The following is a 13,833-nucleotide window of genomic DNA, read 5'->3' on the forward strand; positions in this document are numbered from 1 at the left end:
GGGCGGGGTATAGCGATGTGGCCCGCCGGCGCAAGGGCCGCGGCACGCCCACGAAAAAGGGGGCCGAAACGGCCCCCTTCGCATGTCGCTTCAGACGGGGATCAGTCCCACCAGCCTTCGTCGACCGACGGCAGCTCTTCCAGCTGCTCCTCGCTCAGGCGCGTGACGTAGCTGTAGCTGGCGTCGTCCACGGCCACGAGGCGGATGTCGTCCACCGGAACCATGACGTGCTTGTCGCCGATGTCGAGGAAGCCGCCGACTTCGGCCACGATGCCGACCATCTGGCCGCCCTTGTCGAGGATCACGTCCTCGATCTCACCGATCTGGTTGTAGTCGGTGCCGTAGCCATAATTGTTGTAGCCGTAGGAATCGCGGTCGTTCAGGTCGAGCCAGGTATTCTCGTCATAGTTGTTGGCGATCGAATAGACCGGGCCGCCGGTGATGTCGCGCGAGCGGATCAGGTCGGACATGTCCGCCATGTCCTGCGCGAAGGCGGGAACGGCGAGGGTGACGGCAAGCGCGGCGGTGCTCAGGGTGCGTAGCATGTGTTTCTCCTGTTGCAGGTTCGTTTCCTGTGCCCTTCCAACGCCCGATCCCGGCCTCGCGGTTCCGTAATTCCGAATGACTTTCGAAATTCCCGGCGGTGCGCCGCTGCACACGACATGTTGAGGGGGACGCCCTTTCCTATCGTCATCGGATGCTGGATCGTCCGTCCGGTCAACTGCAACAACCGGAGAGCTCCATGTTCCGCACCACCCTCGCCGCCGCCGTCCTGCTTGCCGCGCCCGCCCTGGCCGAACCCGTCGCCTATGAGCTCGACCCGAGCCACAGCCAGACGCTGTTCGAATATGAGCACCTGGGCTTCTCGACGACCTGGGGCATGTTCTCCGGCTGGGAAGGGACGATCATGTTCGACGCGGAAGATCCGGCCAATTCCTCGGTCGAGGTGTCCATTCCCGCCTCCGAGATGTTCACCGGCTGGGAAGAGCGCGACAAGCACCTCAGCTCCCCCGATTTCCTCGACGCGGCCGCGAACGACACCGTTTCCTTCACCTCCACCGCGATCGAGGTGACGGGCGACGACACCGCGAAGATCACCGGCGACCTGACGCTGGGCGGCGTGACCAAGGAGATCGTGCTCGACGCGGAACTGACGCAGATGGCCGATCATCCGCAGCAGAACCGCCCCTGGATCGGCTTCGACGCCACGACCACGCTGCTCCGGTCGGACTTCGATGCGGACATGTTCGCCCCCTTCATCTCGGACGAGGTCGAGGTGACCATCTCGATCGAGGCGGGGCAGCCCGAAGCCTGACGCTGCGTCAACCGGGCCGCATCCGAAAATGTATGCGGCCCGATGTTTCGCATGCGAAACATTGGCCGTCGCGCCTTGACCCCGACGCGCGCAGGATGCCCCATGCGGCCATGAACTCCATCGACGATGTGCAGGCCGCGCTGGCCGATCAGGACTATGTCTGCGGACCGGCGCTGGCGACGGTGGTGTTCCTCGCCCTGCGCCTTGGCCGACCGCTGTTTCTGGAGGGCGAGGCCGGCACCGGCAAGACCGAGATCGCCCGCGCAATCGCCGCCGCCCTGGGCCGCCGCCTGATCCGGCTGCAATGCTACGAAGGGCTCGACGCGGCTTCGGCGGTCTACGAATGGAACTTCGCCGCGCAGATGATGGCCATTCGCCGGGCCGAAGCCACGGGCGCGGCGCCGCCGGACCTCTATTCCGACGATTTCCTGATCGCGCGACCCCTGCTCGAAGCCATGCGCCCCGATCCCGCCGGCCCCCCGGTCCTCCTGATCGACGAGATCGACCGCACCGATGCCCCGTTCGAGGCCTTCCTGCTGGAGGCGCTGTCGGACTTTCAGGTCACGATCCCCGAAACCGGCACCGTGCGCGCGCCGGCGCCGCCCATCGTCGTCCTCACCTCCAATCGCACGCGCGAGGTTCACGACGCGCTCAAGCGCCGGTGCCTCTATCACTGGGTCGATTACCCGGACCACGACCGCGAAATGGCCATCCTCGCCGCCCGCGCGCCGGAGGCGTCGGAGGCCCTGTCGCGCGAGGTCGTCGCCTTCGTCCAGCGCCTGCGGACCAAGGATCTGTTCAAGAAACCCGGCGTAGCCGAGACGATCGACTGGGCCAAGTGCCTGCTGGCGCTCGACATGATCGACCTGTCGCCCGAGGTCATCGCCGACACGCTGGGCGCGTTGCTCAAGTATCAGGACGACATCCAGAAGCTTCAGGGGTCGGAAGCCGCGCGCATCCTGGCCGAAGTCCGCGCCGAAGTCGCATGACCTTCGTCCTGTCCCAAATACTCCGGGGGTCCGGGGGCTAGCCCCCGGTCGCATGGAACACGCGCCCCTCGATCTGCCCGACGTGCCGCGCCTTGCCGGCAACATCGCCCATTTCGCCGCCGCGCTGCGCCGCGCGGGCGTGCCCGCCGGCCCCGACCGCCTGATCCTCGCGGTGCGGGCGGTGCAGGCGGCGGGGTTCACCGACAGGGCCGATTTCTTTCATGCGCTGCAGTCGGTCTTCGTGCAGCGTCCCGAACACCGCGCGACCTTCGCGCAGCTGTTCCGCCTCTACTGGCGCGATCCGCGGTATCTGGAGCACATGATGGGTCTGCTCACGCCCACCGTCCGGGGGGTGCAGCAGGACCGTCCGCCGAAGCCCGCCGAAAAGCGCGCGGCGGAGGCCCTGCTCGACCGCCCGCCGGAGGAGGAGCCGGAGGGCGCGGGCGAGGAGCTGACCCTCGACGCCTCCGCCACCGCCAGCGGGCGCGAACGGCTGCGGACGCTTGACTTCGAGCAGATGTCGACGGCCGAGATGGCGCAGGCGAAGCGGATGCTCGCGACCCTGCGCCTGCCGGTGCCGCCCTTGCCGTCGCGCCGCAGGCAGGCCGCGCCGCAGGGCCGGATCGACCGGCAGGCCACGCTGCGCGCCACCCTGCGCCGCGGCGACATGGCGGCGTTGAAACATGCGCGCCCCCGCACCCGCTGGCCGAACCTCGTGGCGCTTTGCGACATTTCCGGGTCGATGTCCTCCTATTCGCGGGCGCTCCTGCACTTCCTCCATGCCGTCGCCAACCGGCAAGGGCAGGGTTGGGCCGAGGTGCATGGCTTCACCTTCGGCACCCGCCTGACCAACATCACCCGCCACCTGCGGACCCGCGACGTGGATGCCGCCCTCGCCGCCGCAGGGGCCGAGGCGCAGGACTGGGAAGGCGGAACCCGCATCGGCGACGCGCTCCACGCGTTCAACCGTGACTGGTCCCGGCGGGTGATGGGGCAGGGGGCCATCGTCCTTCTCGTGACCGACGGTCTCGACCGGGGCGACCCGGAGCGGCTGGCGTTCGAGGCGCGGCGCCTGCATCTGACCGCCCGCCGGGTGATCTGGCTGAACCCCCTCTTGCGATGGGACGGCTTCGCCCCCCGTGCGGCGGGCATCCGCGCGATCGTGCCCCATGTGGACGTGCTGCGCGCAGGCCATTCCATCGCCGCGCTGGAGGGGCTGGCGGCGGCCCTCTCGGCCCCTGACACGCCGCTTCGCTGAATTGCGCAGGTTCCGGGTCGCGGTGGCATGGCGCCCGCCGTCAGATCGGTGGCGACAGCACGGAGGAGCCATCATGCAGTTCACCCCCTACGACCCTGATTTCGTCGGCGCCGTCCGTGCCGGCGGCTCAGATGCCCACGGCCAGCCCGCCGAACGCGCGGTGTCGGACGGCATCGGCGTCCCCTGCCGGTCCTGCCTTTGCGACGTGCCGAAGGGCGCGGAGTACCTGATTCTCGCCGCGCGACCTTTCCCCGCGCCGCAGCCCTATGCCGAGACGGGACCGATCTTCCTCTGCGCCGATGCCTGCACGCCTTGGGAAGGCGACGGCGTGCCGCCGATCCTGACGACCTCGCCCGATTATCTCATCAAGGCATACACGTCCGATCACCGCATCCGCTACGGCACCGGGGCGGTCGTGGCGGCCGGGGTGCTGATGGCGGAAGTCGCGCGGCGCCTGTCCGACCCGGGCGTCGCCTTCGTCGACGTACGGTCCGCGCGCAACAACTGTTTCCAGACCCGTGCGCGGCGGGACGCCGAAGCAGGGCAGGTTATCGGATAACACGACGGCGTGCTGGAACATCGGTGTCATGCCGGGGTTATGTGACGTCAAGGAACAACCCCCGGAGGAGGCATCCATGCCCCGCACAACACCGTCCACCCACCCGCTGCGCGCGGCCACCGCGCTCGCTGCGAGCCTGTCGCTGCTGGTTCCGGGCCTGTCCGCCCCGGCCTTCGCACAGACCGCCGAAGACGTCCTGTCGGCCTGCACCGCCGAATTCGGCGAGGACGCGGAAGGCCTCGCCAACTGCGTGGCCGAACGCTCGGAAGGTGCCGCGGAGGCCGCGCCGGTAGAGGAGGCCGCGCCCGAGGAGGAAGCTGCGCCGGCAGGGGAAGCTGCGCCCGAAGAGGAGGCTGCCGAAGAAGCCGCGCCGGTCGAGGAGCCTGCTGCGGAAGCGCCGGTAGTCGAGGAGCCGGCGGTCGAGGAGCCGATCGTAGAGGAAGTTCCGGCCGAGGAACCTGCTGCCGAGGAAGCTCCGGTCGAGGAGCCGGCCGCCGAGGAAGCGGTGACGGAGGAGCCCGAGGCCGAGGCTCCGGTCGCGGAGGAAGCCCCAGCCGGGGCCGAGGCGGCGACGACGGCCGAGGAAGCACCTGCGACCGAGGAAGCGCCCGTTGCGGAAGAAGCCCCTGTCGCCGAGGAAGAAGCACCCGTCGCCGAGGAAGCCCCTGTCGCCGAGGAAGAAGCGCCCGTCGCCGAGGAAACCCCGGCGGAGGAGGAGAGCGGCATCGACACCGAGGAAGTGGTCGACGACATGCTGAACACGCCGGATGCCGTGGACCCCGACGTCGCGGACCCGGGTGCGGGCGTGCCGGCCGTCGATCCGGCCACGGGCGAGGCCCCCGAGGCCGCGACCGAGGAACAGACCGAAGCCGAAGCCCCGGATGCCGGGGCGCAGACCGAGATGGCGGCGCCCGAGGAGGAGACCGCGCCCATCGTCGAGACCCCGACCGAGAGCGAGATCGCGGCGGAAGTCGCGGCCCAGCCCGAGCCGGAGTTGACCGAGGAGGAGACGGAGGCCCGTGACCAGACGGCCGCCGCGCTGTCGTCGCTGCTGGGGGACGGGGATGCCCCCGCCGCCGCTGCCGCCGCTGCCGAGGAAGGTGCCGAAGGTACCGAGGTCGAGGAGCAGACGGTGACGCAGGAGGACGTGCGCACCTCGGCCCAGGATTTCACGACCCAGGCTGTCGAGACCGAGCGCGACGAGAAGCGGTTCGACCGCAATGACAAGATCCTGCTCGGCGCGCTCGGCGCGCTCGCGGTCGGGGCAGTCCTGAACAACCGGTCGCGCGTCGTGTCGAATTCGGGCGACCGGGTGATCGTGCAGCGCGACGACGGTGGGCTGCAGGTGCTCAAGGACGACAACGTCCTGCTGCGCCAGGCCGGATCGAACGTGCGGACGGAGCAGTTCGACGACGGCTCGACCCGCCAGACGGTGCTCCGCGAGGACGGCAGCCAGGTGGTGACGATCCGCGATGCCTCGCTGCGCGTGTTGCGACGCGAAGTCGTGCAGCCCGACGGCAGCCGCTACATGCTGATCGATGACACCACGCAGGTGGCGCCGGTCGACGTGTCGACGCTGCCGCGGCCGAACCCGTCCGTCTCCACCCGGTCGGGCACCGACGAGTTGGCCGCCGCGCTGGCGCGGGAGCAGGGTCTGGACCGTCGGTTCAGCCTGGCGCAGGTCCGCAACATCCCCGAGGTCCGCGCGCTGGCGCCCGCCTTCGAGGTGAGCACCGTGACCTTCGCCAGCGGATCGGCCGCCATCGTGCCCGAACAGGCGCAAAACCTGAACGGTCTGGCGCAGGAGGTGCTGAAGCGCATCCAGCAGAACCCGCGCGAGGTCTTCCTCGTGGAAGGTCACACCGATGCGGTGGGCGACGCGGCCTACAACCTCGCGCTGTCGGACCGCCGCGCGGAATCGCTGGCGCTGGCCCTGAACGAGTATTTCGGCGTCCCGGTGGAGAACATGGTCGTTCAGGGTTACGGCGAATCGTTCCTGAAGGTGCCGACGCAGACGGCGGAACAGGCCAACCGGCGCGCGACCGTGCGCCAGATCACCGGCCTGCTGCAGACCGCCGCGGCGAACTGATCGCAGCCGAGAGGTGAAGATGCGGCCCGTCCCTTTCCGGGGGCGGGCCGTTTGGCATATGATCGACCGGGCGAGGGGCCAGCCCCTCGCGCTCCCCGGAGTATTTCCGACAGGAAGAAGGAGACGGGCGGCATGAGCGGTCTGGACGATGCCCCGAAGGCCGCGCTCGACTGGCACCGGGCGGGCAAGGGTGCGGCGCTGGCCACGGTGATCGAGACCTGGGGCAGCGCGCCGCGTCCGCGCGGGTCGCAGCTGGCGGTGTCGGGCGAGGCGGGGCTGGTCGGGTCGGTGTCGGGCGGATGCGTCGAGGGGGCGGTCGTGGCCGAGGCGCTGGAGGCGATGGGCGATGGCAAGCCCCGGGTGCTGACCTATGGCGTGACCGACGACGAGGCCTTCGCCGTGGGGCTGGCCTGCGGCGGCACCATCCGCGTCCTGGTGGAGCCTGTGGGCGGCACGCTGCCCGAGGCGGTGCTGGCCGATCTGGTGGCGCGCCGTGCGCGGGGCGAGGCCGTGGGGCAGGCGGTGGATATGGAGACGGGGCAGGTGGCGCTGAGGTCGGCGGAGGCGGTGGCCGACCGTCTGCGCGAGGATCGGAGCGGGTTCGAGGAGGACGGCCGGACCTTCGTGACGCTTCACGCGCCGCCCTTGCGGCTGGCGGTGGTGGGCGGGGTGCATATCGCGCAGGCGCTGGTGCCGATGGCGCGGATCGCGGGCTACGCCGTCACCGTGATCGACCCGCGGGAGGCCTTCGCCGCGCCGGAGCGGTTTCCCGACACCACGCTGGTCCACGACTGGCCCGATGAGGCGATGGCGGCCTTCGCCCCCGATGCCCGCAGCGCCGTCGTCCTGCTGACGCATGATCCGAAGCTGGACGACCCTGCGCTGACGGTCGCGCTCGGGAGTCCGGCGTTCTATGTGGGCGCGCTGGGTTCGATCCGGACCCATGCGAAGCGGGTCGCGCGGTTGGAGCAGGCGGGGATGGACGCGGAGGTCATCGCGCGGATCGACGCGCCCATCGGGCTCGACATCGGGGCGCGGACGCCGGGCGAGATCGCTATCGCCGTGCTCGCCGCGATGACGCAGGCGTTGCGGCGGCCATGAGGTTCGGGGCGGTCCCCACGGCTTCGGCCGAAGGCGCGATCCTGGCCCACTCGGTCGCGGTGGAGGGAGGGCGCCTGCGGAAGGGGCTTCTCATTGGCGCAGCCGAGATCGAGGCGCTGACGCGGGCGGGAATCGCGGAGGTCACGGCGGCGCGGCTCGACCCCGGCGACGTGGACGAGAACGCGGCGGCGGCGCGGCTGGCGGCGGCGCTGGCGGGACCGGAGCTGGACCTGCGCGAGGCGTTCACCGGCCGCGCCAACCTCCATGCGGCGGGGCCGGGGGTCGTGGGGGTCGATGTGGCCGCGGTGAACGCGGCCAATGCGGTCGATCCGATGATCACCGTGGCCACGCTGCCGCCCTGGCAACGGGTCGCGGCGGGAACGATGGCGGCGACGGTCAAGATCATCGCCTATGGCGTGGCGGGCGCGGCGCTCGACCGGGCGTGCGAGGCGGCGCGGGGGGCGATGCGCCTTCACCCGCCGGTCATGGACCGCGCGCGCCTGATCGTCACGACGCTGGACGGGGCGGCCACGGGGGCGAGGGCGGTCGTGGCGCGGCTGGACCGTCTGGGCGTGTCCTGCGAGGTGGTCGAGGTGCCGCATCAGGTCGATGCGCTGTCGCGTGCGCTGGCGCAGGGGGACGCGCCGTTGCGGCTGGTGCTGACGGCCTCGGCCACGTCGGACGTCGCGGACGTGGGGCCGGCCGCATTGGTGGCCGCCGGGGGGCGGGTGACGCGGTTCGGGATGCCGGTCGATCCGGGCAACCTGCTGTTCCTGGGGGACCTGGGCGGGGCCGCGGTGATCGGCCTGCCGGGATGCGCCCGGTCGCCTGCGCTGAACGGCGCGGACTGGGTGCTGGAGCGGGTGGTCTGCGGCGTGCCGGTGGGGGCCGGGGACATCGCGGCGATGGGCGTGGGCGGATTGCTGAAGGAGATCCCGACGCGGCCGCAGCCGCGCGACCGGCCGCGCCGCTGACGCAGGGCGGATGGCAGAAACCTGTTCCCCGGCGGATTGTCCTGTGATTGACTGCCGCCACGAACAGGGGAGGATCGCACCATGGGCAAGGTCACGATGACCGTGAACGGCAAGTCGCGCACGGCGGAGGCCGAGGGGCGCACCCTGCTGGTCGAATGGCTGCGCGAGGGGCTGCGCCTGACGGGCACGCATGTGGGCTGCGACACGTCGCAATGCGGCGCCTGCGTCGTCCACGTCGACGGCGCGCCGGTCAAGGCATGCACCGTGCTGGCGCAGGAGCTGGACGGCGCGGAGGTGAGAACCATCGAGGGGATGGCCGACGCCGACGGCAGCCTCGGCACCATCCAGCAGGCGTTCCAGGACTATCACGGGTTGCAATGCGGCTTCTGCACGCCGGGCATGGTGATGTCGGCGGCATCGCTGCTGGAGGAGAACCCGAAGCCGTCGGAGGCGGAGGTGCGGCATTACCTCGAAGGCAACATCTGCCGCTGCACCGGCTATCACAACATCGTCAAGGCAGTGATGGCGGCATCGGGGCAGGAGGTCGCGCCGGTCGCCGCCGAATGACCGGCCGAGGCCGGACGGCGGGGCACGGAAGGGAGGAGCCGCGCCCCGCATCGACATCGGCGCCAGGCGCCACAGAGGGAGGATGGACACATGCCCAAGGACACCGGAATCGGCGCCAGCACACCGCGGCGGGAGGACGTACGCTTCCTGACCGGAAAGGGGCGTTACACCGACGACATCGACGTGGCGGGGCAGGCGCATGTGGTGTTCCTGCGGTCCGACGTGGCGCATGGGCGGATCGCGTCCATCGACACTTCGGCCGCCGAAGGGGTGGAGGGGGTCGTGCGCATCTTCACCTCCAAGGATTTCGAGGGCGTTGGCGGCATCCCCTGCGGCTGGCAGATCACGTCGCGCGACGGCGAGGTGATGCGCGAGCCCAAGCACCCGATCCTGGCCGAAGGCAAGGTGCGTCACGTGGGTGACCCGATCGCGGCCGTGGTGGCCGAGACGCGGGCGCAGGCGCGCGACGCGGCCGAGGCCATCGTGGTGGAGATCGAAGACCTGCCGGCCGTCATCGACATGAAGGCCGCGCTGGCCGAAGGCGCGCCCAGGGTCCACGACGACCTGCCCGACAACCTGTGCTACGACTGGGGCTTCGTCGAGGAGAACCGGGAGGCCGTGGACCGTGCCATCGCCGAGGCGGCGCATGTCACGACGCTGGACCTGGTGAACAACCGGCTGGTCGCCAACCCGATGGAGCCGCGCGTGGCCGTGGGCGACTATGCGCGCCACGACGGGTCGAGCACGCTCTATACCACGTCGCAGAACCCCCATGTCATCCGCCTGCTGATGGGGGCCTTCGTGCTGGGCATCCCGGAGCACAAGCTGCGGGTGGTGGCGCCGGACGTGGGAGGCGGTTTCGGCACCAAGATCTTCCACTATGCGGAGGAAGCCTTCTGCACCTTCGCTGCTCGCGCGCTGGAACGTCCGGTCAAATGGACGTCGTCGCGGTCGGAGGCCTTCATGTCCGACGCGCATGGCCGCGACCACGTCACGCGGATCGAACTGGCGCTGGACGCGGACCACAACTTCACCGCCGTCCGCACGCAGACCCTGGCGAACATGGGTGCCTATCTGTCCACCTTCGCGCCCTCGGTGCCGACCTGGCTGCACGGGACGCTGATGGCGGGGAACTATCGCACGCCGCTGGTCTATGTGAACGTCAAGGCGGTATTCACCAACACGGTGCCGGTCGACGCCTATCGCGGCGCGGGCCGGCCCGAGGCGACGTTCCAGCTGGAGCGGGTGATCGACAAGGCGGCGCGGGAGCTGGGCGTCGACCCAGTGGAGTTGCGGCGCCGGAACTTCATCCGGGAGTTTCCGTACCAGACGCCGGTGGCGGTGGAATACGACACGGGCGACTACGATGCGACCATGGACTGCCTGCTGGAGATGATCGACCGCGACGGCTTTCCCGCCCGCCGGGCCGAGAGCGAGGCGCGGGGCAAGCTGCGCGGGCTTGGCATCAACTGCTATATCGAGGCCTGCGGGATCGCGCCGTCCAAGCTGGTGGGGCAACTCGGCGCGCGCGCGGGGCTCTATGAAAGCGCCACGGTCCGCGTCAATGCGACCGGGGGGCTGGTGGTGATGACCGGCAGCCACAGCCACGGGCAGGGTCACGAGACGTCCTTCGCGCAGGTGGTGGCCGACATGATCGGCATCAACGAGGATCAGGTCGAGATCGTGCATGGCGACACGGCCAACACGCCGATGGGCATGGGCACCTATGGCTCGCGCAGTCTGGCCGTGGGCGGCAGCGCGATGGTGCGCGCGACCGAGAAGATCATCGCCAAGGCCCGAAAGATCGCCGCGCATCTGATGGAGGCGGGCGAGGACGACATCGAGTTGAAGGACGGCAAGTTCACCGTGATGGGCACCGACAAGTCGGTGGCCTGGGGCGACGTCACGCTGGCCGCCTATGTGCCGCACAACTATCCGCTGGAGGATATAGAGCCGGGGCTGGAGGAGACGGCCTTCTACGACCCCAACAACTTCACCTATCCCTCGGGCGCCTATGCCTGCGAGGTGGAGGTGGACCCGGAGACGGGCAAGGTGGACGTTCTGGCCTTTGCCGCGGCCGACGATTTCGGCAACGTCGTCAACCCGATGATCGTCGAGGGCCAGGTACACGGCGGCATCGCGCAGGGCATCGGGCAGGCTCTGCTGGAAAACTGCGCCTATGACGCCGAGGGGCAGCTTCTGTCGGCCAGCTACATGGACTACACCATGCCGCGCGCTCATGATTTTCCGATGTTCCAGGTAGACCATTCCTGCCGCACGCCCTGCACCCATAACCCATTGGGCGTGAAGGGATGCGGCGAGGCGGGGGCCATCGGCTCGCCGCCGTCGGTCGTGAACGCGGTGCTGGACGCGCTGGCCTCGGGCGGGCACGACGTGGCGCATATCGACATGCCGCTGACCTCCGGTAAGGTCTGGGCGGCGATGCAGGGTCGGGGAGACAAGTGAATGTATGATTTCGAACTTCTGAAGCCCGCGACGATCGACGAGGCGGCGGCGATGCTGGCCGAAGGCGACGCGCAGGCGCTGGGCGGGGGACAGACGCTGATACCCACGATGAAGGCGCGGCTGGCGCAGATGGACCGGCTGGTCGCCCTGTCCGGCATCGACGCGATCCGGGGTGTCTGCACCGACGACGACGGCCGCATCTGCATCGGCGGCGGCACGTCCCACGCCACCGTCGCGCGGGAATATGCAAAAAGCTATCCGGCACTCGCCTCACTGGCCGGGCGGATCGGCGATCCGGCAGTCCGCAGCCGGGGGACCATCGGCGGGAGCCTGGCCAACAACGACCCTTCGGCCTGCTATCCGGCGGCGGCGCTGGCGTCGAACGCCACCATCGTCACCAATACGCGCGACATCGGGGCGGATGACTTCTTTCAGGGCATGTTCACCACCGCGCTGGAGGAAGGGGAGATCATCACCGAGGTGCGGTTTCCGGTGCCCGAGAAGGCCGCCTACGAGAAGTTCATCCAGCCCGCGTCACGTTTCCCATTGGTCGCCGTCTTCGTGGCGAAGTTCGCCGATGGCGTCCGCGTCGCCGTGACGGGCGCGTCGTCGGACGGCGTGTTCCGTTGGTCCGAGGCCGAGCAGGCGTTGTCGGACGACTGGTCCGCGGATGTGGTGGCGGGGCTGGCGGCGCCGGGTGCGGAGGGAATGATTTCCGACCTGCACGGCGACGGCGCCTATCGCGCGCATCTGGTCAAGGTGATGACGGCCCGCGCGGTAAAAGGCGCCGTCTAGGAAAGAACCAGGGCAGCGCAAGAGCCCGCAAAGGTGGCCTTGCGCATGCGTTCGGATGTGCTTCGGCGGGTCACGGCGCAGCGATGCGCCGGGTTCCGCCAGCGAATGCCCGATCGGCTGGACGGCGCGGACGGCCTGCGGTTCCTGGCGTCCGTGACCGGCAGCGCCGGTTCGGGCCGGCCGGCCGATTCCCCCATGTGACGCCGCGGCCCGGAAATGCGAAACCCCGGCGCAAGGCCGGGGTTTCCGTGCATTCATCGGGTCACGAGGCGCTCAGCGCTGCGTCGGGCCGATCATCATGACCATCTGGCGACCTTCCATCTTGGGGAAGTTCTCGACCTTGCCGATTTCCTTGGTGTCCTCTGCCACCCGTTCCAGCAGTTCACGGCCCAGGTTCTGGTGCGCCATCTCGCGGCCGCGGAAACGCAGGGTGACCTTCACCTTGTCGCCGCTTTCCAGAAACTTGAAGACATTGCGCATCTTGACGTCGTAATCATGCGTATCGGTGTTGGGGCGGAACTTCACCTCCTTCACCTCGATGATCTTCTGCTTCTTGCGCGCCTCGGATTCTTTCTTCTGGGTCTCGTACTTGAACTTGCCGAAATCCATGATCTTGCAGACAGGCGGGGTCGCGTTCGGGCTGATCTCCACCAAGTCGAGCCCGGCGTCTTCCGCCATCTGGCGGGCGCGGGCGGGGCTGACGACGCCGACGTTTTCGCCTTCGGCGCCGATCAGACGGATTTCGACGGCGCGGATACGGTCGTTGACGCGGGGGCCGGTGTCGCGCTGCGGTGGCGCGTTATGGGGTCTGCGGGCGATGGTCGTGGTCCTTCCGGATCGTTGATTTCAGGGCGACAAGGTAACTCCGGCGCCTCGCGGCTTCAAGACCGGAACGGCAGCGCGTGGCCGAATACGGCCTGCAACCCGCGCTGTGCCATTGTCTATCGGCGCCCTATAGTTCACGTCTGTAAGTCAACGAAACATCACAAGGAGGTTTTGAATGTCCCGCAATGTCATCGTCGGTCTGGCCGTATTGGTCGTGGCCGTGCTCGCCTGGATCGTCATCGACGGCTACATGACTGCGCCCGAGGTCGAGGAGCCCGTCGTCGAAACGGCCCCCGTCATCGAGGAGCCCGTTATCGAGGAGCCCGTCGTCGAGGAGCCGGTCATCGAGGAGCCCGTCGTCGAGGAGCCTGTCGTCGTCGAGCCGGAAGTCGAAGCGCCGGCCGTGACCGAAGTTCCGGTCGAGGAAGAAGCCGACGTCGATCTCGTCCCCGTCGCCCCGGTCGAGGGCGAAGCCCCCGCAACGGATGACGCCGAAACCGGGACGGACGCCACCGAAACGGACGTCACCGAGACGCCGGCCGTGGACATCGACGCCACCGAGACGGACGCCACCGAGACCGACGGCTCCGATACCGACACGACGACCACGACCACGACCGTTCCGATCGTTCCGATCGACGAGGACGGCGACACCGACACAGGTTTGGCTACGACCGACGCCGATCTGGCCACGCTGCTGACGCCCGAAGGGTTCGATGCGGACGCACTGATCGTCTATGTCGAGGACTCGGACCTCAACGCGCTGGCCAAGACGACGCTGACGACGTCGATCGAGGAAGCACGGAACAGCCCCGAGATGGTCGAGGCCGTCATCGCCCAAGTGAGGGAGCGTATGAACCTGGAGTGAGGTTCTGCCCTTGCGACATTGAAGACC

General features: G+C 69.2%; 13 protein-coding genes. 11 read left to right on the forward strand and 2 right to left on the reverse strand.

Going from position 1 to position 13,833, the window contains the following annotated elements; all coding sequences use genetic code 11:
- Positions 1 to 101 precede the first annotated feature (101 nt).
- Positions 102 to 545: a PRC-barrel domain-containing protein gene (locus JAN5088_RS02650; protein WP_055681264.1), complete on the reverse strand. Its 444-nt coding sequence runs from the start codon at positions 543 to 545 to the stop codon at positions 102 to 104.
- Between the two features lie 197 nt (positions 546 to 742).
- Between JAN5088_RS02650 and JAN5088_RS02655 the strand changes: the two genes are divergently transcribed.
- The 10 genes from JAN5088_RS02655 (at position 743) to JAN5088_RS02700 (ending at position 12,113) form a co-directional block, all read left to right on the forward strand.
- Positions 743 to 1,315, forward strand: a complete 573-nt coding sequence (locus tag JAN5088_RS02655; protein WP_055681265.1) for a YceI family protein — start codon at positions 743 to 745, stop codon at positions 1,313 to 1,315.
- 110 nt (positions 1,316 to 1,425) lie between these two features.
- Entirely contained in the window at positions 1,426 to 2,304 is an 879-nt protein-coding gene (locus tag JAN5088_RS02660; protein ID WP_055681266.1) for an AAA family ATPase, read from the forward strand.
- 52 nt (positions 2,305 to 2,356) lie between these two features.
- Positions 2,357 to 3,562, forward strand: coding sequence for a vWA domain-containing protein (locus JAN5088_RS02665; protein ID WP_055681267.1), 1,206 nt, complete (start codon positions 2,357 to 2,359; stop codon positions 3,560 to 3,562).
- Between the two features lie 73 nt (positions 3,563 to 3,635).
- A complete protein-coding gene (locus JAN5088_RS02670) occupies positions 3,636 to 4,121 on the forward strand; it encodes a DUF1203 domain-containing protein (protein ID WP_055681268.1) in 486 nt (161 codons plus the stop codon).
- 76 nt (positions 4,122 to 4,197) lie between these two features.
- Positions 4,198 to 6,210 (forward strand): OmpA family protein, encoded by a 2,013-nt coding sequence (locus tag JAN5088_RS02675; RefSeq protein WP_055681269.1) that lies wholly within the window; start codon positions 4,198 to 4,200, stop codon positions 6,208 to 6,210.
- A gap of 132 nt (positions 6,211 to 6,342) precedes the next feature.
- Complete coding sequence (locus JAN5088_RS02680; RefSeq protein ID WP_055681270.1) at positions 6,343 to 7,311, forward strand: XdhC family protein; 969 nt, start codon at positions 6,343 to 6,345, stop codon at positions 7,309 to 7,311.
- Entirely contained in the window at positions 7,308 to 8,285 is a 978-nt protein-coding gene (locus JAN5088_RS02685) for a molybdopterin-binding protein (protein WP_055681271.1), read from the forward strand. Before JAN5088_RS02680 ends, JAN5088_RS02685 begins: the two co-directional genes overlap by 4 nt.
- 81 nt (positions 8,286 to 8,366) lie before the next feature.
- On the forward strand, positions 8,367 to 8,852 hold the full coding sequence (locus JAN5088_RS02690) for a (2Fe-2S)-binding protein (protein WP_055681272.1): 486 nt from the start codon (positions 8,367 to 8,369) through the stop codon (positions 8,850 to 8,852).
- Positions 8,853 to 8,942: 90 nt separating this feature from the next.
- A complete protein-coding gene (locus JAN5088_RS02695; protein ID WP_055681273.1) occupies positions 8,943 to 11,318 on the forward strand; it encodes a xanthine dehydrogenase family protein molybdopterin-binding subunit in 2,376 nt (791 codons plus the stop codon).
- Positions 11,319 to 12,113 carry an FAD binding domain-containing protein gene (locus tag JAN5088_RS02700; protein ID WP_055681274.1) on the forward strand — a complete coding sequence of 265 codons (795 nt, stop codon included), beginning with the start codon at positions 11,319 to 11,321 and terminating at the stop codon, positions 12,111 to 12,113. It abuts the gene before it with no gap.
- 273 nt (positions 12,114 to 12,386) lie between these two features.
- Here JAN5088_RS02700 and infC read toward each other — a convergent pair whose 3' ends face one another.
- Positions 12,387 to 12,932, reverse strand: a complete 546-nt coding sequence (gene infC / locus JAN5088_RS02705) for a translation initiation factor IF-3 (RefSeq protein WP_074962630.1) — start codon at positions 12,930 to 12,932, stop codon at positions 12,387 to 12,389.
- A gap of 181 nt (positions 12,933 to 13,113) precedes the next feature.
- Here infC and JAN5088_RS19035 point away from each other — a divergent pair, with 181 nt between their 5' ends.
- Positions 13,114 to 13,806, forward strand: coding sequence for a hypothetical protein (locus tag JAN5088_RS19035; RefSeq protein WP_055681276.1), 693 nt, complete (start codon positions 13,114 to 13,116; stop codon positions 13,804 to 13,806).
- The last annotated feature ends 27 nt before the right edge of the window (positions 13,807 to 13,833 follow it).

This window comes from Jannaschia rubra, from assembly GCF_001403735.1.
Lineage (GTDB): Bacteria > Pseudomonadota > Alphaproteobacteria > Rhodobacterales > Rhodobacteraceae > Jannaschia > Jannaschia rubra.